This window comes from Rhodococcus sp. NPDC127593, assembly GCF_042671975.1.
Classification (GTDB): Bacteria; Actinomycetota; Actinomycetes; order Mycobacteriales; family Mycobacteriaceae; genus Rhodococcus_F.
Window position 1 is genome coordinate 16,476 of sequence record NZ_JBHXWI010000076.1, and the last position, 20,928, is coordinate 37,403.

Annotated in this window: 19 protein-coding genes and 1 pseudogene; 7 read left to right on the forward strand and 13 right to left on the reverse strand. The window is 66.3% G+C overall.

Annotated features, from left to right (window positions below; translation table 11 throughout):
- Positions 1 to 65: 65 nt before the first annotated feature.
- Positions 66 to 383 carry a hypothetical protein gene (locus ACFVJ3_RS42695; protein ID WP_378457815.1) on the reverse strand — a complete coding sequence of 106 codons (318 nt, stop codon included), beginning with the start codon at positions 381 to 383 and terminating at the stop codon, positions 66 to 68.
- On the opposite strand from ACFVJ3_RS42695, the gene ACFVJ3_RS42700 reads away from it, so the two are divergent.
- From ACFVJ3_RS42700 to ACFVJ3_RS42725, 6 genes and pseudogenes are all read left to right on the forward strand, one after another.
- The gene (locus ACFVJ3_RS42700) at positions 373 to 1,524 is read left to right on the forward strand and encodes an MFS transporter (RefSeq protein WP_378457816.1); all 1,152 of its coding nucleotides are present in this window, start codon (positions 373 to 375) and stop codon (positions 1,522 to 1,524) included. The two genes, ACFVJ3_RS42695 and ACFVJ3_RS42700, sit on opposite strands and share 11 nt — an antisense overlap.
- A gap of 91 nt (positions 1,525 to 1,615) precedes the next feature.
- Positions 1,616 to 2,446, forward strand: a pseudogene (locus ACFVJ3_RS42705) (helix-turn-helix domain-containing protein).
- A gap of 474 nt (positions 2,447 to 2,920) precedes the next feature.
- Positions 2,921 to 3,106: a nuclear transport factor 2 family protein gene (locus tag ACFVJ3_RS42710; protein ID WP_378457834.1), complete on the forward strand. Its 186-nt coding sequence runs from the start codon at positions 2,921 to 2,923 to the stop codon at positions 3,104 to 3,106.
- Between the two features lie 334 nt (positions 3,107 to 3,440).
- The gene (locus ACFVJ3_RS42715) at positions 3,441 to 3,818 is read left to right on the forward strand and encodes a DUF2255 family protein (protein ID WP_378457817.1); all 378 of its coding nucleotides are present in this window, start codon (positions 3,441 to 3,443) and stop codon (positions 3,816 to 3,818) included.
- Positions 3,819 to 3,924: 106 nt separating this feature from the next.
- Complete coding sequence (locus tag ACFVJ3_RS42720; RefSeq protein ID WP_378457818.1) at positions 3,925 to 4,758, forward strand: SDR family oxidoreductase; 834 nt, start codon at positions 3,925 to 3,927, stop codon at positions 4,756 to 4,758.
- A 1,036-nt stretch (positions 4,759 to 5,794) separates the two neighbouring features.
- A complete protein-coding gene (locus tag ACFVJ3_RS42725) occupies positions 5,795 to 6,781 on the forward strand; it encodes an aldo/keto reductase (RefSeq protein ID WP_378457819.1) in 987 nt (328 codons plus the stop codon).
- 50 nt (positions 6,782 to 6,831) lie between these two features.
- Here the strand turns inward: ACFVJ3_RS42725 and ACFVJ3_RS42730 are convergent, their stop codons facing one another.
- The 12 genes from ACFVJ3_RS42730 to ACFVJ3_RS42785 are packed head-to-tail and all read right to left on the reverse strand — an operon-like array spanning position 6,832 to position 19,687.
- Positions 6,832 to 7,683, reverse strand: a complete 852-nt coding sequence (locus ACFVJ3_RS42730; RefSeq protein WP_378457820.1) for a sulfurtransferase — start codon at positions 7,681 to 7,683, stop codon at positions 6,832 to 6,834.
- Between the two features lie 28 nt (positions 7,684 to 7,711).
- A complete protein-coding gene (locus ACFVJ3_RS42735; RefSeq protein ID WP_378457821.1) occupies positions 7,712 to 9,085 on the reverse strand; it encodes an FAD-binding oxidoreductase in 1,374 nt (457 codons plus the stop codon).
- Complete coding sequence (locus tag ACFVJ3_RS42740) at positions 9,082 to 9,513, reverse strand: hypothetical protein (protein WP_378457822.1); 432 nt, start codon at positions 9,511 to 9,513, stop codon at positions 9,082 to 9,084. Before ACFVJ3_RS42740 ends, ACFVJ3_RS42735 begins: the two co-directional genes overlap by 4 nt.
- Positions 9,489 to 9,809, reverse strand: a complete 321-nt coding sequence (locus tag ACFVJ3_RS42745) for a hypothetical protein (RefSeq protein WP_378457823.1) — start codon at positions 9,807 to 9,809, stop codon at positions 9,489 to 9,491. Before ACFVJ3_RS42745 ends, ACFVJ3_RS42740 begins: the two co-directional genes overlap by 25 nt.
- 11 nt (positions 9,810 to 9,820) lie before the next feature.
- Complete coding sequence (locus ACFVJ3_RS42750; protein ID WP_378457824.1) at positions 9,821 to 10,825, reverse strand: ketopantoate reductase family protein; 1,005 nt, start codon at positions 10,823 to 10,825, stop codon at positions 9,821 to 9,823.
- A complete protein-coding gene (locus ACFVJ3_RS42755) occupies positions 10,822 to 12,009 on the reverse strand; it encodes an acyl-CoA dehydrogenase family protein (RefSeq protein ID WP_378457825.1) in 1,188 nt (395 codons plus the stop codon). The genes ACFVJ3_RS42750 and ACFVJ3_RS42755 overlap by 4 nt, the downstream gene beginning before the upstream one ends.
- Positions 12,006 to 13,679 (reverse strand): dipeptide ABC transporter ATP-binding protein, encoded by a 1,674-nt coding sequence (locus ACFVJ3_RS42760; protein WP_378457826.1) that lies wholly within the window; start codon positions 13,677 to 13,679, stop codon positions 12,006 to 12,008. The genes ACFVJ3_RS42755 and ACFVJ3_RS42760 overlap by 4 nt, the downstream gene beginning before the upstream one ends.
- A 3-nt stretch (positions 13,680 to 13,682) precedes the next feature.
- Complete coding sequence (locus ACFVJ3_RS42765; protein WP_378457827.1) at positions 13,683 to 14,573, reverse strand: ABC transporter permease; 891 nt, start codon at positions 14,571 to 14,573, stop codon at positions 13,683 to 13,685.
- Positions 14,570 to 15,601, reverse strand: a complete 1,032-nt coding sequence (locus ACFVJ3_RS42770; protein ID WP_378457828.1) for an ABC transporter permease — start codon at positions 15,599 to 15,601, stop codon at positions 14,570 to 14,572. Before ACFVJ3_RS42770 ends, ACFVJ3_RS42765 begins: the two co-directional genes overlap by 4 nt.
- Positions 15,602 to 15,614: 13 nt before the next feature.
- Positions 15,615 to 17,222 carry an ABC transporter substrate-binding protein gene (locus tag ACFVJ3_RS42775; protein ID WP_378457829.1) on the reverse strand — a complete coding sequence of 536 codons (1,608 nt, stop codon included), beginning with the start codon at positions 17,220 to 17,222 and terminating at the stop codon, positions 15,615 to 15,617.
- Between the two features lie 37 nt (positions 17,223 to 17,259).
- Positions 17,260 to 18,567, reverse strand: a complete 1,308-nt coding sequence (locus ACFVJ3_RS42780) for an NtaA/DmoA family FMN-dependent monooxygenase (protein WP_378457830.1) — start codon at positions 18,565 to 18,567, stop codon at positions 17,260 to 17,262.
- Between the two features lie 46 nt (positions 18,568 to 18,613).
- Positions 18,614 to 19,687, reverse strand: coding sequence for an LLM class flavin-dependent oxidoreductase (locus ACFVJ3_RS42785; protein ID WP_378457831.1), 1,074 nt, complete (start codon positions 19,685 to 19,687; stop codon positions 18,614 to 18,616).
- Between the two features lie 362 nt (positions 19,688 to 20,049).
- On the opposite strand from ACFVJ3_RS42785, the gene ACFVJ3_RS42790 reads away from it, so the two are divergent.
- Positions 20,050 to 20,685: a CGNR zinc finger domain-containing protein gene (locus ACFVJ3_RS42790; protein ID WP_378457832.1), complete on the forward strand. Its 636-nt coding sequence runs from the start codon at positions 20,050 to 20,052 to the stop codon at positions 20,683 to 20,685.
- Positions 20,686 to 20,928 lie beyond the last annotated feature (243 nt).

Below are 20,928 nucleotides of genomic sequence, written 5' to 3' on the forward strand. Positions count from 1 at the left end.
CCGGAACCGACACCCACTCATGACGGCTCCGGGGCGGCGACATCGTCGCCGTCCCGGTGCCGCTCTCATTGCGACGTGCACTCACAGTAGATCGGAAACGCGTGGTCACCTTCACCACTTCCCTGACCGGAACACGGCCGGTCAACAAGACGGCAATCCTTGCCGTTGTCCTGATTAGCTTCTTCATGGTGATTCTGGACAACTCGATCATCTTCACCGGCCTGCCGGCAATCCGCGACTCGCTCGGGTTCACCGAGGTGGGTCTGGCGTGGGTGCAGGACGCCTACACCCTCACGTTCGGCGGTCTGTTGCTGCTGGCCGCGCGGGCGGCCGACATCCTCGGCCGCCGCCGGATGTTTCGTTCTCGGCCTGGTGATCTTCACCGGCTCGTCGGTGCTCGTCGGTGTCGCCGTCGATCCGGCAACCATGATCGCGGCGCGCGCGCTGCAAGGCGTCGGTTCCGCGATCGTCGCCCCGACCTCACTCGCCCTACTGACCGCCACGTTCGAGGAGGGTCGGGAACGCACCCGGGCCGTCGCCCTCTACGCCGCGGTCGCCGGTATCGGTGCGAGCGTCGGTCTCGTCGTCGGCGGCGCAGCAGTCGAGCTGGTGTCCTGGCGGGCCGGGTTCCTCCTCAACGTTCCGATGGGCGCGGTGATGCTCGCGCTCGCCGTCCGCTACATCCGGGAGCTGCCACGCACGCCCGGGCGTTTCGACCTGCTCGGCGCGGTCACGTCGACGCTCGGCATGGGTGCCCTGATCTTCGGCATCGTCAACTCGGGTCTGGAGGGCTGGGGTGCGCCGGCGACGCTCACCGGGCTCGGTGCGGGCGTCCTGCTGCTGGCCGTGTTCGTGATCAACGAGTGGCGTGTCCCGCAGCCGATCATGCCGCTTCGGCTGTTCGCCAGTCCGGTGCGTACCGGGTCACTCCTGGTTCGCCTTCTGTTCATGGGGGCCTTCATCGGATTCTTCTACTTCACCACGCAGTACTTCCAGACGGTTCTCGGCTGGTCGCCGTTGCAGGCCGGTTTCGGGTTCCTGCCGATGACCGTCGTGAACTTCGCCGTCGCCATGGTCGTCACGCAGATCGCCGGCCGGGTCGGGACGTTCACCACGCTTGCCCTCGGCGTCGGGTCCACCTTCGCCGGAATGGCCTGGCTGAGTTTCCTCACGGCGGACAGCTCGTTCCTTTTCGGTGTGGCGTTGCCGATGGCTCTGATCGGAGCCGGTCAGGGCCTCGCGTTGGCACCCATGACCGGGTATGGCCTGCACGGCGTTACCGGGGCGGACGCGGGGGCCGCCTCCGGTCTGATCAACACCGCGCAGCAGCTCGGCCTCTCACTCGGCCTCGCCGCGCTGGTCGCGCTCGGCGCCAACGCATCCGCCGGTGCGACCGACGAGATCACGCGCACGATGGACGTCGTGTCGGCTGGCCTGACCGGTGCCGCGGGCCTGCTCGCCATGGCTCTGGTCGTGACGTTCGCCGTCGTGTTGCCCGGCGCGGTGCGTGTCCGTGACCGGTAGGTTCCCTGGTAACGACAGGACCTCCCAGCTCGGAGGGATTGCCGCTAGTTTGGCGGTTGTGGACACCAAGACTCAGGTACGTGACTTCCTGATGAGCCGGCGCGCGCGCCTGGCGCCGTCGGATGTAGGGATCGATACGCAGGGTCGCCGCCGCCGCGTCGACGGGTTGCGTCGCGAGGAGGTGGCCATGCTCGCCGGGGTGAGTGTGGACTACTACGTACGGGTCGAGCGCGGCAACCTGACCGGTGTGTCCGAAGGTGTGCTCGAGCGGATCGCGTGCGCACTGCGTCTGTCGGATCTCGAACACGCGCACCTCCTCGACCTGGCTCGTGCCGCCAATGCTTCGCGCGCGCCGCGGCAGCCCGCAAGCACGCAGCGGGTCCGTCCGAAGCTGCAGCAGCTGCTGGACGCTGTGAGTGCCCCTGGATACGCAACGGCCGCGCGGACTTCGTTGCAGGCAACGCGCTGGGGCGAGCCCTCTACGCGCCCCTGTTCACCACCCTGACGGGCGCACCGAACGCTGCGCGGTTCCTTTTCCTCGACCCGCGGGCACCGGACTTCTTCCCCGACTGGCACAAGCTGGCCCGAGAGTTCGTGGCGGTGCTGCGCAAGGAGGCCGGAAAGAACCCGTTCGACAAGCCCCTGACCGATCTTCATCGGTGAACTGTGCACCCGCAGCGAGGCGTTCCGTACGTGGTGGGCCGAGCAGGAGGTGTATGCCCACCGTTCCGGTACGAAGCGGATCCGTCACCCCGTCGTCGGCGAGATCGAATTGTCTTTCGAATCCTGTGAGCTCGGCGCCGACGTCGGCCTCACCCTCGTCCTGTACAGCGCCGAGCCCGGATCGGCATCGGATCAGGCGCTGTCGCTCCTCGCGAGCTGGAGTTCCACGGAACCGCCGAGCGTAGAGGCGGCGCGGTAGGGGTACTCGCGGTCGCGTCAACGACGGCTACTACCTGGTCGGTCACTGGCTTCTCCAGAAAGCTGTTGACGCCGAAATCATCACCTGGGACCCCGATCGTGTACGAGATCAACAAGCTGCAGGACGAAACGACTGGTCGTAGCCTGGCGCGGGACTACCTGCAAACCGCTGACTGAAGGCGAAGCTGAACAGCGCTGGCGAGCGGGGGAACAACGGCCTCCCTTGCCGAACCCGGCGGCCGTAGCGTCATGTGCGAAGGCGTTATCACAAAAACGCCCTGACCCGGAAGAACAACGTGCAGGTCGCTTCCGCAGGCCGGACCACCAAGAACCCGCTCGAGAACTTCACCGGTGAAGTCTGGCTGGACTGGCGCGAGCGCGTCACCGGCGGAGTACCTCGGCTGACACGGTGGTCGACAAGAGCTGTGCCGCTATCGAGCCCCGGTTGGTGCCAACCACGAGCGTGCGTGATGCGATGGTCGCGGGTGATGCGGACGCGCTCGGCGAGCTGCTCACCGAGGACTTCAGGCTGACCCGCATGAGCGGTTGCCGCCAGGCCCGCGCTGATTTGGCTGGCCGACGTGCGCCGGGGCGGAGGTCTACCACTGCACTGAGGATTTCGCGATCACCGTCGACTGCGCGGACGACGACACAGCCCTGACCGCCCGCACATGTGCCACGGCCACCATCTGGGAAACCAGCGGTACATGGACGCTGCGGCTGGAGATCCATTTCATCCGTGCCGACGATCGGTGGCGCGCAGCGTGCATCGTGGCCTCCACATGGTGAGCGGTCCCGGCTACGAGGTACTCGCAGTACCGGGCAGAACAGGCACTGGCTCAGTCGTCTCAATCACCGTTGACTGGATGACGTACCAGTTGGCCGCAGCCGGGTCAGCTCAACGAGAACGAAGGTCCGTCCCCGTGCTTGCCATCGCAAACGCCTGACTCCCGCATTTGACAATGCTGTACCGCGCACGAATTGAGGAGAAACCCATGAACACCTGGACCGCGGACGAGCTGCGCCGCATCGGCGACGCGCGTGAGCTGTACGTTGAGACGCGGCGCTCAGACGGCACCCTGCGGAACCCCATCCAGATCTGGCACGTCCGGGTCGACGACGAGATTTACATTCGTTCCGCGCACGGGCCGGAGAACGGCTGGTTCCGCCACGCCAAGCGGGCCGGCGCCGGTCGCATCCAATCCGGCGGCGTGCAGCGGGACGTGGCCTTCGAGCCGGCATCGGCTGACCTGGCCGACGAGATCACCGTGACTTATCACGCGAAATACGACCGATACGGCCCCGCCCCCGTCGGCGCTGTCACCGGGGATGACGTGCTGGAGGCGACGCTGCGGGTGGTGCCGCAGGACTGACAAGCGGGGCCAGGCGCGACGCAGAGCACGCGGGCCTGAGTCGTAGTGCTTCGCGGCAATTGGTGGAAGAGCGATCGTACAAATGACAGCAGAAGGAGAAGAGAACATGGCGAACGACGTTGTTGTAGTGATCGGAGCTGGCGGCATTGGTCTGGCCATTGCTCGCCGACAGGGGTTCGGAAAGACCGTCCTGCTAGCGGATTTCGATGAGAAGACGCTTCAGGCTGCTGGCGAGGATTTGCAGGGAGCCAGCTATTCCGTCGCCACGCAGACCGTCGATGTATCTTCGCGTGAATCCGTCCGGTCGCTGGTCGACGCGGCGGCGGCGATGGGCAGCGTTGTGCAAGTCGTCAACACCGCAGGCCTGTCACCTAACATGGCACCGCCCGAGCGCGTCCTGGCAGTGGACCTGTACGGCTCGGCGGTGGTGTTCGAGGAGTTCGAGCGCGTCATCGCCAACGGTGGCGCAGGTCTCATCATCTCCAGCATGGCTGGGCACATGATAGGCGCACTTCCACCGGAACAGGACCACGCACTCGCCTTCACACCCGCAGACGAACTACTCGATCTGCCGTTCCTGAAAGCGGACGCCGTGCCGAACTCGATGGTGGCTTACATGATCGCCAAGCGCGCCAATCATCTCCGCGTGCAGGCAGCAGCGATGACCTGGGGCGCGCGCGGTGCACGCGTCAACTCGATTAGCCCGGGTATCATCGCAACTCCCTTGGCGCAGCACGAACTGAACTCGGATATCGGCGATGGCTACCGAGCGATGATCGCCGCCTCACCCGCCAAACGGATGGCGCCACCCGAGGAAATTGCGGTCGCCGCAAGCTATCTTCTAGGCCCAGACGCAGGGTTCGTGACCGGCAGTGACCTGCTCATCGATGGCGGCGTCATCGCGGCGATGAAGTCAGGCGCGCTGCCGACGCCTGGCTGAAACCCGCCACGCGATTCGCCCGGCGTACGCCGTAGAGCCAGAGGCACGGGCGGTGCTCGAAAACTCCGGTCTCGCAAATCAAGTCCCGTCACCGTTAGCCTCCGCGCGCCTTCTCACTAGAAGCGACCGAACACTGTTCAACTTCTTGGCGAGGTCTTGTTCGCGACAGACGCACCACGTTCACGAAAGAGACACTACGCGAGGAGGCGCCCTCGTTGAGACCGCAGACAGAGAGGCGCGAAGGTCGAAAGCCCACCTCGAGTGGGGCGGGCCTTCTCGGCGATCGGTGGCAGAGGTCCGAATACTCATGAAGTTCGCAAATCGTCGAAGTCATAAGGCCGATCACAGCGATGTGCACCACCACTTGGGGCGGTCGGTCTGATTTCGTAGCCATCGACGCAGGGCCGGTGCAGCGGTCATCAACATGAGCCAGAAAAACCAACACCGCCATGGATGTGGACCGGACGAATGGCCGTGATCGGACGATTTTCACGGAAGGTGGCGGCTTGTGGCCGGCCATGGACAAGGAACGACACATTGAACCGCCTGTAGTGGCTGTAGTGGCTGGCCCGAGGCCGGCTGGCGGGATCGGTATCGTCGTCACGACTGGGTGTGACCCCTGAACCGCACGGCCCCTTAGGGGTGCACTTTCCAGGATCTGTCCACTCAGCCGAGACAACGACGCCAACCCGGGACTCCAGCTGGTTCCCGACCTCCCGCCGACAAACGTCGAGCCCAGGTCATTGCTGCCCGACAGCTCGCCTCCGCCCTCAACGCCGACAGTGGAGACAAGGCCAGTCTGCTAATGCTGCCCGACGTAGGATTGCGCGGCAATTCGTATTTCATGTTCTCGGACCTGAAAAATGTGCAAGTCGCGAATCAGTTGTCGCGTTCATCGCAAAGTGTCGTCTGGACGCTTGACGGTCCGCCACTTCCACATTCGCTGCCGCTTGAGGAGTAAAGGCAGGGCCTCCCTCATCCGGCTGCGGGCAGGTTGACTGACCGTGGAACATGTACGCCGCGGAAGGGTGAAGAAATGCACACGAGGATGCTCGGTCAGGGTTTGCAGGTGTCGGCCATCGGTCTGGGTGCGATGGGAATGTCGATGTCTTACGGTCCGAATCCGGGTGACCGGAACGACATGATCGGGGTGTTGCGGTACGCGATCGAGCAGGGAACCACGTTCATCGACACCGCAGAGGTCTACGGCCCGTACGTGAACGAGGAGCTCGTCGGCGAGGCGATCGCGCCGATCCGGGATCAGGTGGTCGTCGCGACGAAGTTCGGGTGGAACATCGTCGAGGGCCGGATGCAGGGCACCGATTCACGGCCCGAGCAGATTCGCCGCGTCGCCGATGCCTCTCTGCAGCGTCTCGGCGTGGAAAGTATTGACTTGTTCTACCAGCATCGCGTGGACCCGAATGTGCCCATCGAGGACGTCGCCGGCGCTGTCGGTGAGTTGGTGGCCGCTGGGAAGGTGAAGCATTTCGGCCTCTCCGAGGCGGGGGCCGGGACGATCCGCCGAGCCCATTCGGTCTTTCCGGTGACGGCGGTGCAGAGCGAGTATTCGCTGTGGACCCGGGACCCCGAGGCGGAGGTGCTGCCCACCTGCGCGGAGCTGGGCATCGGGTTCGTGCCGTTCAGCCCGCTCGGAAAGGGCTTCTTCACCGGCACGGTCACGACGGAGTCGACGTTTGCGCCGGGGGAGGTGCGCGCCACCGTTCCTCGGTTCCAGGCCGAGAACCTCTCCGCGAACCAGGCGCTCATCGATCACGTTCGTGCTCTCGCGGCGACGCGAAACGCGACGCCCGCGCAGGTCGCACTGGCATGGTTGCTTGCGCAGGGCCCGTTCGTCGTCCCGATTCCGGGTACCCGGCGACCCGAGCGCATCGACGAGAACGCCGGCGCGACGACGCTGCCGTTGTCGGCGGATGATGTCGCCGATCTCGACACATTGGTCGATCGGCTCGGGGTCGCGGGCACCCGCTACAACGAGACGGGAATGAAGATGGTCGGCCTCTGAGACCGGCCACCGCGCATCCGGCGACGGCGCGTCGCCGGATGCCGAAGGGGTCAGTTGGATTCGTCGCCGGTTTCGATGGGGTTCTCCGAGGCTGACGACCACTGGGACCATGAGCCGGGGAACAGTTCGAGGTCGAGACCCGCCTGGTCTGCCGCGGCGGCGAGCACCGAGGCGGTGACACCGGATCCGCAGTACGCGCCGATCGTTCGGGTGTGGTCGGCACCGCGCTCGCCGAACAATGCCCTCAGCTTCTCCGCGTCCGCGAACGTGCCGTCCTCACGGAGTACCGCCGTGGAGGGGAGGTTGACGGCGCCGGGGATATGGCCGGCGACTGCGTCGACCGGCTCGACCTCGCCCCGATACCGCTCGGGTGCGCGGGCGTCGAGAAGGACACCGTCGCGTGCGCGGATCGCCGCCTCTGCGGCGGTGAGCGTCGGCAGCGCACCGGTGTACAAGTCGTCGTGCCGAACGGTGACACTGCCCTCGGCCGCTGACCTCGCCCCCGTCTCCACGCCGCCATCCGCGGCGAGCCACGAGGTCCATCCGCCGTCGAGGATCTGGACGTCGTTCAGCCCTGCGGCACGCAAGACCCACCACGCCCTGGCGGAGCCGGCGCGGTTCCAGTCGTCGTACACGACGACGGTGCCGCCGTCGTCGACTCCCCAGCGCCGCAACGAGGCCTGGAGAGCGGTGCCGGTCGGCAGAGGGTGGCGGCCGCGGCCGGTGATGGTGTGGTCGCTGAGGTCTGCCTCGAGGTCGACGTAGACGGCATCCGCGATGTGCCCGGCCTCGTACGCGGCGCGTCCGTCGGGTGCCGCGAGGGACCATCGGACGTCGAGCACCACGACGCTGGCGTCGGAGTCGAGTAGTTCCACGAGTTCGGGTGCGGAGATGAGTGTCATCGATATGTCCTGTCGGAATGAACGGAGGTCATATTGCTTTGCCGGGGTTGAGGATCCCTGCGGGGTCGAACACGGACTTGAGCGAGTGCTGGACGCCGAGGCCGACGTCGCCGAGTTCGTCGGACAACCACGGTCGTTTGAGGACGCCGACGCCGTGCTCCCCGGTCAGTGTCCCCCCGAGCCGCAGCGCCAGCGCGAACACGTCACCGACCGCGGCCTGCACCGGCTCCGGGACCGGATCAGTCGGAGCGACATCGGTCAGCGCGATGGGATGCAGGTTGCCATCACCGGCGTGCGCGAACGTGAAGATCTGCACCCCGGTGCGCTGGGAGATCTCGGCGATGCCATCGACCGCCTCCGACAGCCGTGTGCGGGGGACCGCGATGTCCTCGATGAGGACCCGGCCGAGTCGTTCGATCGATGGCAGTGCGAGGCGTCGGACCTGCAGCAGTTGCTCGGCTTCGACGTCATCGGAGGCCGCCTCCACCCGGACCGCCTTGGTGCGCAGAACATCTCGCACCATATTCATCTCTGATTCGGCGCCGATGCCGTCGGTCTGAACCAACAGGAAAGCACCGCCGTCTGCACTGAGCGAGGTGTCCTGCGCCGTGTCGATCGCCATCAGCGTCGCATGGTCGAGCAGTTCCAGGGTTGACGGAGTGAGGCCGGCACGGAGGATGGCGCTCACCGTGTCGGCGGCGTCGGTGACGGTCGCGAAGGTGGCTGTCACGGTCTGGCTGCCTACGGGACGCGGCGTCAGGCGCACAGTGGCCTCGACGACGACCCCGAGGGTGCCTTCCGAACCGACGAACAGGCTGGTCATGTCGTAACCGGTGACGCCCTTGGCTGTTGTGCGGCCGGTTCGGATGCGCCGCCCGTCACCGAGCACGACATCGAGCGCGAGGACGGCGTCGCGGGTGACGCCGTACTTCACACAGCGCAGCCCGCCGGCGTTGGTCGCGATGTTGCCGCCGATCGTGGAGATCGCGGCGCTGGCGGGGTCGGGGGCGTAGCGCAGGCCATGTCGCGCGGCGGCGGCGTCGAGGTCCGCGGTGATGACCCCAGGCTCCACGCGGGCGATGCCGTTGTCGGGATCCAGTTCGAGGATCCGGTTCATCCTCGACACGTCGAGGACGATCTCGCCGGCACCGGCCGCGGCGCCGCCGGACAGACCCGTCCCGGCGCCCCGGGGAACCACGGGAGTGGCGGTGCCGCTGGCATAGCGCAGCGTCGCGACGACGTCGTCGACTCCTGTCGCGCGGATCACGAGGTCGGGGATACCTTCCGGGAGCAGTCCCGAACGGTCGGTGCGTACGGTGTCAAGGTCGGCCGGGTCGGTGGACCAGTCCGACACTTGGGCGGTGAGTTCGGTCAGGTGCTTCGGGAGCGCGGCCGCGGTCATCCTGCGGTCGTGTCCCGCACGATCACCGGCAGCGAGGCGCCAAGGCGCAGCCGTTCGAGGAACAAGATCACGGTCGCGGCGACCGACCGGTGGGTGACGTCGTTGAGGATGTCGTGATGACCGTGCTCGACGACGGCGACGGCGGCGTTCGGCAGGCCCTGATAGACCGCGACCGCCCGGTCGAGCGGGCTGATCCCGTCGGCGCTGCCGTGCACGGCGAGCACCGGAACTGTAGGTGCCGCGGCCGTCAGGTCCGCGCTGGTGATCGCGTCGACGCCGGAAAAGATGCCCTGCGCCGAGGACCGCAGCACGCCGTGGTGGGTGGGGCAGCCGGTGCGGAGCTCGATCTCCTCGTCCCACGACCGCGCCGGAACGTCCGTTCCCACGGGCAGGCCGGCGACGATCACCGCGGCGATCTCTTCCGGCACGATGTGGCGGCGGACAGTGCCTGTAGGGCACCGGAATCGGATCCGACCACCACCAGGGGTGAGACCGCCCACGGGTCGTCGGCCAGTTCCCGCAGCTGCGACACCGCGTCGGTGTCGTCGCCGGTCTGCAGCACGGTGACGCGGTACGCGTCAGCGGAGATGCGGGCGGCGAAGCGGCGGTACACGTCCGCGGACTCGCCACGTCCGGGGATCACCGCGAGCGTGCCTCGCGGGTGGAGTCCGGTCGGCTCGTCCCAACGGACGGCGCTCTGGTCGGGTGCGGTGGAAGTGGTCACGTAGATGCCTTTCAGTGGGCGACGGTGGCCCGGGCGCGGGCGATCAAGTCGGTGGTGCTGCGGGTGCCGGGCTCCTCGCCGGCTGTCTCGGAGGCGCCCAGCGTGGCCTGGATGGCCGCGTTGAACGGAACCGGGATGTCGTGCAGGCGTCCGAGAAGAACGATTTCGCCGTTGAGGTAGTCGATTTCGGACGAGACGCCGCGGGCGAAGCTCTGCCAGGTGGACTGCTGGCCGGGAACGATCCCCGAGTCCGGTGCGGCCTTGAACGCCGAGAGGTCCTCGGTGCGTTCGGCGACGGTGTCCGCAATATCGATACCCACTGCGCCGAGCACGGCCCGTGCCTCGGCGGCGAGCTCGTTCTCGATGACGATCCGTTCCTCGTCGTCACCGGTGAGGACCTCGACGGCGTTGCGCACGTTGTAGACGATCTTCGCCGCCTTCCAGCGGACCACGTCGTCGGAGATCTGCACGATGTACTCGGCAGCACGAAGGTCGTCGGCGATCCGCTCGACTGCGGAGTCCGAACCGGTCGGGTAGCGGCCGATCGTGAGGACGCCGACCGGCCCGGCCGCGCCGGACACGACTTCCCCGATCACGGTGAACCGGGCCGGGGTCAGCAGCGAGGCGCCGTAGACGATCGGGAAGCGGCGCAAAGCGATTCGCTCGGCGTCGAGGCCGTTCTGGACGATGACGACCGGCAGGGTGGACGCGGTTCGCTCGGGGGCGTCGGAGAGTGGCTGCCACGCCCACTCGCGCACAGCCGCTTCGAGGTCCTGCGCCTTGGTGGTGACGATCAGCACGTCGTCGGATGTCAGCGTGACCTGGTCGGGCGCGGCCGCGGTGGCCAGCGGAATAGTGGTCGCGGTGCCGCGGCGATGGTAGGTCAGCCCGTGTTCGGCGATGTGCGCGATCTGGCGGCCCCGTCCGACGAGGAGGTAGGGGATGCCGTGCTGTTCGAACTGCGCGGCCAGGGTGGCGCCCACGGCGCCCGCGCCGACGACGACATAGCGTGTCATGACTTCTCCGATGTGATGGGGGTCGAGGAGGGAACGATCGAGGCTTTCGCCGCCTTGCCGAGGAACGCGGTGACGGTGTCCTCCTGAGGAAAGTGGATCCGGGACGAGTACACGTCCCGCAGATAGCGCTCGAGGGGATTGGACCTGCTGAGACCGGGATTTCCGATCAACCTGACCATGTGCTCGACCGCGCCGATCGCGGCACGGTTCGCGACCGTCTTCGCGCTCCAGGCCACATCCTTCGGCACCGCTTCGCCCCGATCGGCCTGCTCCGCAAGGGCCCTGAGCAGGGTAATGCTCGCGGTCAGTTGCACGTCGATCTCGCCGAGCGCGGCCTCGAAGCGGGGGAGCTCGAGCAGGGACGTGCCGAGGTTCGCGGGCCTCCGGGAGTCGAGAAACCGAAGGAACCAGCTGCGGGCGGCGCGGGCGACCCCGAGGTAGATCGCCGGCAACGTCGTGCCGGGTCCGAGATTCTGATCCTGGGGCCGACGGTGTGCCACTTCCTGCAGCCCGAACGCGAATTCGTCGGGGACGAACACCTCGTCGAACAACACCCCGTGACTGCCCGTGGCTCGCATTCCGGTGTTGTCCCACGTCTCGTCGATGCCGATACCGCCCGAGCGGGCGTCGACGGCGAAGTTGCCGACCCGCGGCTCCGGTTCGTCGGTCGTGGCCATCACGATCATCCAGCGCAACCCGGCCGCGCCTGTGGAGTAGATCTTGTGGCCGGTGACCTTCCACCCGCCCGGCACCCGGCGGGCAGTGGTCGCCGGAGCCCCACCCCGGGACGGTGTGCCCAACGCAGGCTCCACCTGCAGAGCGTTCAGCAGCGTCGGCTCGGCCGCCGAGTCGTCCAGCACGCTCCGGTACAGCGCGGTGGGCAACGCATCCTCGGTGGCTTGACGGGCATGGAACGCCAGCGTCATCGCGGTGATCAGCGCCACCGACGGATCGCCCTCGCCGAGGGCGAGCATCAGCTCGAAGGTGCCGGCGTGGCCGAGCTCGGCGCCACCGAATCGACGGCCGACGGTCGAGGTGAGGATGCCGGCGTCGTGCAGGACCGCGATGCTCTCGGCAGGAAACCGTCCGGTGCGGTCGTAGTCGGCTGCCCGCTCGGCGAGCGCGGCGGTGACGGCGGGAAGCACCGCCGGGTCGTAGGTGCGGAGCGCGGACGCGACGGTCACGAGGTCACCTTCCTGGGATGGCGGGTTCCGGGCACCGCGGCGAGCAGGGTCCGGGTGTAGTCGACGGCGGGGGTGGTGTACACGCGATCGGCGGTACCGGCTTCGACGACACGGCCGCGGCGCATGACGACGATGTCCTCGCTGAGCTGGCGGATCACCGCGAGATCGTGGGAGATGAAGATGTAGCTGACACCGAGTTCGGCTTGCACTCGAACGAGCAGGTCCAGGATCTGCGCCTGCACGGACACGTCCAGTGCCGAGACGGCCTCGTCGAGGACTACCAGGGACGGTTCGGTGGCCAAGGCACGTGCGATCGCCACACGCTGGCGCTGGCCGCCGGACATCGCAGTCGGCTGGCGGTCGGCAAACGCCGCCGGCAGCCCCACCAGCTCCAGCAATTCCGCGACCCGCGCCCGCCGGGTCTTCCGGGTTCCGATCCCGAACGCGCGCAACGGCTCCGCAAGGGTCCGCTCGATGGTGAACCGCGGATCCAGGGACGCGAACGGATTCTGGTACACGAGCTGGACGTGGCGACGGAACTCCCGCAACTCGCGGCCCCGAACACCGGTGACGTCGTGGCCATCGAACTCGACCGTGCCGGAATCGGGATTGGTCAACCGCGTCACGATTCGCGCGAGAGTCGACTTACCCGAACCGGATTCACCGACGACACCGAGGGTGCCGCCACGGGGAACCGCGATGCTCACATCGTGGACGGCGTTGACCTCGCCGCCGGATCCGCTGTCCCGGAATACCTTCTGCAGGTCTGATGCGACGAGGATCGCGCGACTCGCGACATTCCGGCCGGCCCAGGCGGTGTCAGCTTTGGGCCGGCCGGCGACGCCGCGCGCCATCAGTCGTCCTGACTCGATGTCGGGGACGGCCGAGAGCAGCCGCCGGGTGTACGCCTCGGCAGGCGCGGTGAGCACTCGCTTCGGGGTGCCCGCCTCCACGACACGGCCCGACTCGAGGACCACGATTCGGTCGGACCGGTCCCCGGCGACACCGATGTCGTGGGTGATGAGCAAGATCGCGATGCCGAGCTCGCGGCGCAGCTCGTCCATATGGTCGAGGATCTGTTTCTGGATCGTCACGTCGAGCGCGCTGGTCGGCTCGTCGGCGACGATGAGCTCCGGCTCGTTGGCGAGCGCGTTCGCGATCAATGCCCGCTGCTTCATGCCGCCGGAGAGCTGGTGCGGGTACTGGCGCGCGCGGAGTTCGGGCCGGTCGATGCCAACCTTGGTGAGCAATTCGACGACGCGTTCGCGCACCACTGCTTTCGGGCTGCGGCCGCCGTGCAGGGTGATCGACTGCGCGATCTGGTCGCCGATCCATCGGGTCGGGTTCAATGACACGGTCGGATCCTGCGGGACGAATCCGATCCGGGCTCCCCGCAGGTTGCGCCACTGCTTGTCGCGCAGTGTCGTCAGTTCGGTGCCACCGAAACGGATGCTGCCGCCCGTCACCTCGGCGCGCTCACCGAGTAGACCGAGGATCGCGTGCGCGGTGGTGCTCTTGCCCGAACCGGATTCACCGACGATGGATACGAGTTCACCGGCCGAGACGTCGAATCCGACGCCGGACACCGCTTGGAAAGTGTCACGGCGCGAGAGCCGGTAGTGCACGTCGAGGTCGGTCACCGTCAGGAGGGCTGGAGGTGTGCTGGTCATGAATCACCGATTCTCGAGAAAGCGGGCAATGCGGTTCGCGGACAGGACGACGATGGCGATCACCAGGCCGGGGAACGTGGTCATCCACCACGCCGAGGCGAGGTAGTCGCGGCCGTCGGATACCAGCGCACCCCACTCGGGCGTCGGGGGTTGGGCCCCGAACCCGAGGAACGACAGCGCCGACACGGACAGGATCGCGGTACCGAACTCGAGCGCCGTCAACGCCAGCACGGGTCCCCGCGCGTTGCGCAGCACGTGCGCGAACAGCGTGTACGACCAGTGGGATCCGGACGCCTTCGATGCCTCGATGTACGGCAAGGCGGAAATCTTCAGGGTCTCCGAGCGCATCACCCGGGCGAAGCTCGCGATGTTCGCGATGCCGACCGCGATGGCGACGTTGACGGTCCCGAAACCCAGCGCGGTGACGACGGCAAGCGAGAGCAGCAAGCCGGGAACGGCGAGCATCACCTCGATGATGCGCATCAGCCAGTCCTCGACGCGGCCGCGCACGAATCCGGCGATCAGGCCGACACCCGCGCCGACGACGATGCCGACCAGGACGGCGACCACGGTCGCCTGCAGCGTCAGTGCGGCGCCGTGGACGACCCGCGCGTAGGTGTCCCGGCCGAGGTTGTCTGTGCCGAACCAGTGCTCGGCACTGGGCGGGGAGAGCCGTTGGGCCGGCACACCGTTGATCGGATCATGGGTGGAGAACACTTCCGGGACGATCGCCCACGCCACCACCAGGGCGAGCACCGCGAACGACAGAACCAGACCGGGTTGGCGGATCAGGCTGATCCAAAATCCCTCCCGAGCGCTGCGTCGGGAGGAGTCGGCTCCCACCGGGCTCGTTCCCGGAGCGGTGTCCTCGCTGTCGACGAGAAGTGCGGTCATGAGGCTGTCCTTTCCGGTGCCGGCCCGGTGCTGGTGTTCCGCCGGGTCCGCAGCTGCGAGCCGATCCGCGGATCGAGCAGCGGGTACAGGAGGTCGATGATGATTCCGATGACCACGAACACGGCGGCGGCCAGTGTGACCACCGCCAGGACCACCGGGATGTCCTGGGCGTTGACCGCCTCATATGTGATTCGACCCACACCCATGCGGGAGAACACCGTCTCCACGACAACCGACCCGGCGAGGATGTTGCCGACGATCATGCCGACCATCGTCAACAGCGGCAGCGAGGCGTTGCGGACGGCGTCGGTGAACATCGCGTGTGCGCGCGACGCACCCTTCGCGCGAACCACCTCGATGTACGGCTCGTGCATCGCGGTTGCCAGACTCTTCGCCAGGATCTGGGCCACGAATGCCGCCGTCGGGATGGCCAGTGTCACGGCGGGCAGCACCAACCCGTTGAGTCCCTTCCCGCCGAGCGGCGGGAACCAATGGAGCTGGAACGCGAAGTACTGCACCAGAAGCAGTCCCACCCAGAACGATGGAACCGACACTCCGGCCGCCGGCAGCGACAGCAGCAGCTGCTGCAACGCCCGGGCCCGGGTCAGCGTGGCGGCCAGCGCGATGCCAATCCCGAGTGCCAGTCCGATCACCAACGCGAGCGAGCCGAGGGCGAGGGTGCTCGACAGTGCGTCACCGATCAGGTCCGTCACCGGCCTGCCGGTCTGGATCGACATGCCGAAGTCACCGCGCACGGCATTCCACAACGCGCTCAGGTACTGGAGCACCGGCGGCTTGTCCAGTCCGTGCTGGATCCGCAGTCGCTCTATCGTCGCGTCGTCCGCAGACGCGAACTCGGCGCCGCTGCCCGAGAGCATCAGCTTGATCGGATCGTTCGGCAGTAGGTAGAGGACGACGAAGACGAGCGTGAACGCGGCCCAGAGCACGAACAGTCCCTGCAGAAGTCGACGCCCGAGGAAGACGAGCCAATCGCGCAGTTCAGTTTGGTGCACGGGGCCGCGAGCCATGGGTCTACTCCTCTCAGTCCTGGATCCACGCGTCGTACAGCGAGAGCTGCACACCGGGCTCGAAAGCCACCCCATGCACGTTCGCTGCGTGGGCGTGGGCGACAGACTGCTCGGCGATGACGATCACCAGAGCGTGCTCGAGGATGTAACGTGCGGCGTTGTCAACTGCCACCTGCCGATCCTCCGGACGGGCGGCAGCGGCCTGAGCATCCAGATAGGTCTCGAGCTCCGACGGTTGCAGGTGCAGCGGGTTGTTGCGCTTGGTCGAGAAGTGCATCGTCAGCGCCGCCGGATCGGCCCGGGTGAAGCCGTAGGGCACGAAGTCGTAGTTGCCCGAGTCCAGAGCGGCGAGCATCTCGGCACGGGAGACGTTGTTGATGATCAGTTCCACACCGATGCGCTGCAGCTGCTGCGCCACCAGTTCATACGGCGCAGTACTACCGGACTGACCGTTGACGAGAGTCACGGTGAGGCGCTGACCGTCCTTCTCCCGGATTCCGTCGGCGCCGACACGCCAGCCGGCCTGGTCGAGAATCCGCGCTGACTCCTCCGGGTCGTACCGCACCAATTCTGAGAAGTCAGTGTAGTACGGCGTGGTCGACGACAGGATACTCGTCGCAACATTGTTGCGCGGCAACAGGATCGTCGACTTGTACTCCTCGCGGTCGATGCCGAGCTGGATCGCCCGTCGAACCGCCTCGTCGGAGAGAACCGGAGACGCGTTGTTCGTCAGGTACTCCGTCACCGTGCCGGGATTGTTGGTGGCCAGCAACCCGAACCCGGACGCCTCGAGATTCTCCTCGTCCTGCGTCGGCACGCTGTTGACAAGATCGACGTCACCCGAACGCAGGCTGCCCACCCGGACACTCGCCTCGGGAATCACGCGAAACTCGACGCGATCAAGGTATGCCTCACCGGTGTGGTTCGCATTCCCGGACGGCCAACCGTACCCGACGCGCTTGGTGAGGACGACCTCCTGGGTGGGGGTGTAGTGGTCGAGGAGGAATGCGCCGGTGCCGACGATCTGACCGAGGCAGCGCTGCTCGGGAGCAAGTTGGTAGGTGGACGGCGACAGTACCGCCATGTTCACCGTCGACAACGCTTGCAGAAAGCTGGCATTGGGCACGCCGAACGTCACGCGCACCTTGTCGGGGGCGACGACCTCGGTGCCGGCGTAGCCCTCGAGGTAGCTGGACGCATTGACCGCGCGGCCGCCGAGAGCCTTGACCCCGTCGAGGTAGGCCTTGACCGCTGCGCCGTCGAACACCTCACCGTTGCTGAAGGTGACATTCTGCCGCAGGGTGAAGTCGAACACGGTTGCGTTGTCGTTGATCTCCCACGTCGTCGCCAGCCAGGGGACGATCTCGCCGGTCTGCGGATCGGCGTCGACCAACGAGTCACCGACCTGACGCAGGATGTCCCGAGTCGGGGTCAGATCCGTCTGGTTCGGATCGACGCAGATCGGGTCGGTGGCCGTCCCGACCACGAGGGTGCCACCCGCTACCGGGTCACCGGCTGCCTCGGCGGAGTACGTTGCGCCGCCAGACGAGCAGCCGCTCAAGGTGAGCGCCGCGAGCACCGGCACGGCAGCCCACCGTTCGATGCGTCGTTTCCTATCCACAGATTCGGCCTTTCTTGCAAGTTAGAAAATGTGAGTGTCAGTGATGTCCGAGGACGTTGTAGCGGAGGGTGTCGCCGGCGTACTCGGTCTGGAACAGGCCGCGGCGCTGCAACTCGGGAACCAGGTGGTCGGTGATCACCCGATGACCGCCGAAGTGTTGGGGCGAGATGACGACGCCGTCGATGGCGCCCCCCTCGAAACGTTCCTGGATCTGGTCGGCGATCTGTTCGACGGACCCGACCGGGTCCCAGTGGCCTGACGCTGCGGCATTGTTGTGCTCGACAAGCTGACGCAGGGTCCGGTCACCCGCCAGCACCCACCTGCGATAGAGCTCGTACCGAGAGCGGCGACCTTGGACGTCTTCGACAGCGGGCAGCCGATCGAGTGGAATCGGCTTGTCGGGATCCAGATCGGATAGGTCGACCCCGCCGAACCCCGAGCCCTCGAAGTTCTTGCGCATTCCGTTCCAGTCCGCGGTGGCGGCGAACTCGGCCAGGCGGCCTGCGGTGTCGCGCGCCTGCTCCTCGGTCCGTTCGATGACGGTGTAGAGGCCGGGCAGGATCTTCACATCGTCCGGGTTGCGGCCGGCGGCAGCAACCCGCTCCTTGTAGTTCTTGTAGTACCGCACGCCCTCGTCGAATTCCGGTTGCGAGGTGAAGATCGCGTCCGCATGCTTTGCACCGAATTCGATCCCTGCCGTCGATGATCCCGCCTGGAACAGGAAAGGGATGCCCTGCGGCGCTCGGTCGACGTTCAGCGGACCCTCGACGCTGTAGTGCTCCGAGACGAAGTTGGTGCGCCGCACCTTTGTGGGATCGACGAAGACACCCGCCTCCCGGTCGATCACGCGCGCATCGGCATCCCAACTCTCCCACAGCACCTTCACCGCGGACACGTACTCCTCCGCGCGCGAGTACCGCTCGTCGTGCGGTGGCAGCGGCTCGGTGCCGAAGTTCCGCTCGCCACCGGAGGACGTGACGATGTTCCAGCCCGCCCGTCCCTTGGACAGATGGTCGAGGGAGGCGGTGATTCGCGCCAGGTTGAACGGTGCGTTGAAGGTGGTCGACGCCGTCACGACCACCCCGATCTTCGAGGTCCGCGCAGCCAGCGCGGTCTGGAAGGTGAACGGCTCGAAGTGCCCGTGTGGCCGCTCCAGCCCGGTCCCGACTCCGTCGGAAAGAAACAGCGAGTGGATCTTCGCGGCCTCGGCGGCCTGTGCGATCTCCGTGTAGAGATCGAGATCGTAAAGCTGCTCCGCCGGGCTCTCGGGAAGACGCCAGGACTGGTAGTTGGTACCCATTCCCAGGATCTGCAACACCAGAACGAGTTGCCTTTTGTTCGCCATCGAAACTCGTCTCAATTCTATTCTATGCCAGTCGTATTGGTTCGAATCATGCCGACGCGGTGGTGGAGGCGAGTTCCTCGCGCAGGTTCGGCAGCAGGTACTTGCCGTAGTCCACGACGTCGTTGAGGTTGTCGTAGCCACGGATCGAGATGAGCTCGGCGCCGAGATCGACGTAGTCGAGGATTGCCTGCGCGACGGTCTCCGGGGTGCCGACGAGTGCGGTGGATGCGCCGGATCCGTTCGTTGCGGTCGCGGTGGGGGTCCACAGCGCGCGGTCGTGAAGTTCGCCCGCCTTCGCCGCGTCGAGTAGACGCTGCGAGCCGACGTTCTCCGGAACGTTTCCCGTATTGGCGCCGGTGTGGTGCTGCTGAAGCGCTCCGAGGATCGTGTGAGCCTTCTCCCAGGCCTTTTCTTCTGTCGCGGCGATGATGGGGCGGAACGTCACCCAGATGCGCGGCTTGTCGGTGCGTCCGGCAAGGTCGGCCTGCTCGTGGATCGCGGTGATCTGTTCCCGCGTCTGTGCGAGCGGTTCGCCCCACAGCCCGAAGATGTCGGCGGACGATCCGCCCACGCGGTAGGCGTCAGCTGACGATCCGCCCAGCGAGATCGGGACGGTGCCGTTCACGGGGCGCAAGTCGGCGACGAAATCGTCGAATCGGTAGTGCTTCCCTGCATGATTCCACGGTGCGGTCTCCGTCCACGCACGGCGGAGGATGTCGATGAACTCGGCCGAGCGCTCGTAACGCTCCGACTTGTTCAGGTAGTCGCCCTGCCGGGCCTGCTCGGCGTCGGTGCCGCCCGAAATGATGTGGACGACGGCGCGGCCGCGACTCAGTTGATCGAGAGTGCTGAGCGCCTGGGCCGCAGCGACCGGGTGGATGATGTTGGGTCGCAGAGCGACAACGAGCTTGATCTTCGAGGTCAGCTGGCTCAGCGCATCGGCCACCCCCAGCGCGCTGAAGCCCTTCGAACCGTAGGGCACCAGCGTGTAGTCGAAGCCGGCTTCCTCGAGCGCATCCGCGTAGCGACGCAGGAAGTCCACGTCGATGTCGGACCCTGGCTTCGGGTACAGATCCGAGGAATCTCGGACGTGCACCTGGCTAACGAACTCAACAGGCATATCTGTTTCTCCGTATTCGCGAGCATGACTGTTCGGCCCGCAGGTGCTGAGGGGGATTGGTAGGTGGGCGGGCGCGTAGCTCATCCGGTGACCGTCAGGAGTCGAACCGGTGCCCGCTACGTGTGGCGAGCCCTCAACGACAATCGGTGAGGCGGCACCAGGTCTGGGGCAGAACCTGCACAGCCGTCGACTGCCTTCATCTGCATGAGCACAAGCCTGCCGCCGAGGTGCGTGAGCTGTCAATGCACTCACCCAGTAATGATCGCCATGATTTATACTCCTGACACCATGAGCGACCTCTGCCAGAGTGGGGAACTCCGTCTCCAGCGGCGCTGAAGGATCGGATTCGCAATGAGAAGACGTTGGGTGCGAGAGAGGCGGTGTTCTTCTTGAAGTCACCGGTGGTCGAGACGAAAGATCGACGTAGATCGGGATTTCCGTTCAGGTCGGACCAGTTGTCTCTGGACTTTGTTGCCACCGTCGCCAAGCGTGACATGGGCGATATCGAGCGATTGGTGACAGGCGACGACCTGCAGACCTGGCTATACGTTGCGGGCCTGCCTCCTGCGGTCGGCATGGTCACCGACAGTCAGCTCGGATCCGCCCGGAAGCTACGTGAGGCTATCAACCACCTGACACGCTCGCGGGTGGATGGGCGACATCCAGATCCCGGATCTATCGATGTGATCAATCGTGCGGCGACATTCGGTCCACCCCACGCGACCCTGTCGGCCGATGGCACCACGGCCGTGCCGGCCCACCCTGCCCCGGTCGAACAGATCCTGTCGACGATCGCCCGCGATGCAATCGACCTATTCAGTGGTGATTATCGCGACCGCGTACGCCGTTGTTTGGGACACGACTGTTCGCTCTACTTCGTCGATCGCTCAAGGAAGGGAATCCGGCGATGGTGCTCGATGGCTGCCTGTGGAGAGAGGGCAAGCTCCGCGGCCTACCGCCGTCGGCACGGTGGGTCGGCACTCCGTCAGTCGTTATAGGGAGGCAAATACCGTGGCTGCGGGATGGCATCCGCAGCTGAAACGGGCGGATTGGGGCGCCGATAATTCAGACACAGGCTGTGTGAGGTGGAACGCAGCGGATTTCTGCGGGGAGGCCTGGCACTGGGGATGTTGATTGCGACTCTGACCGGACTTCCGCAGTTCGTAGGCATTTTCGTGCCATTCCGGGAATGAATGTGCAGGTCAGAGCGGTGCAGGGCGGCTGGAACGCTGAAATCTGTA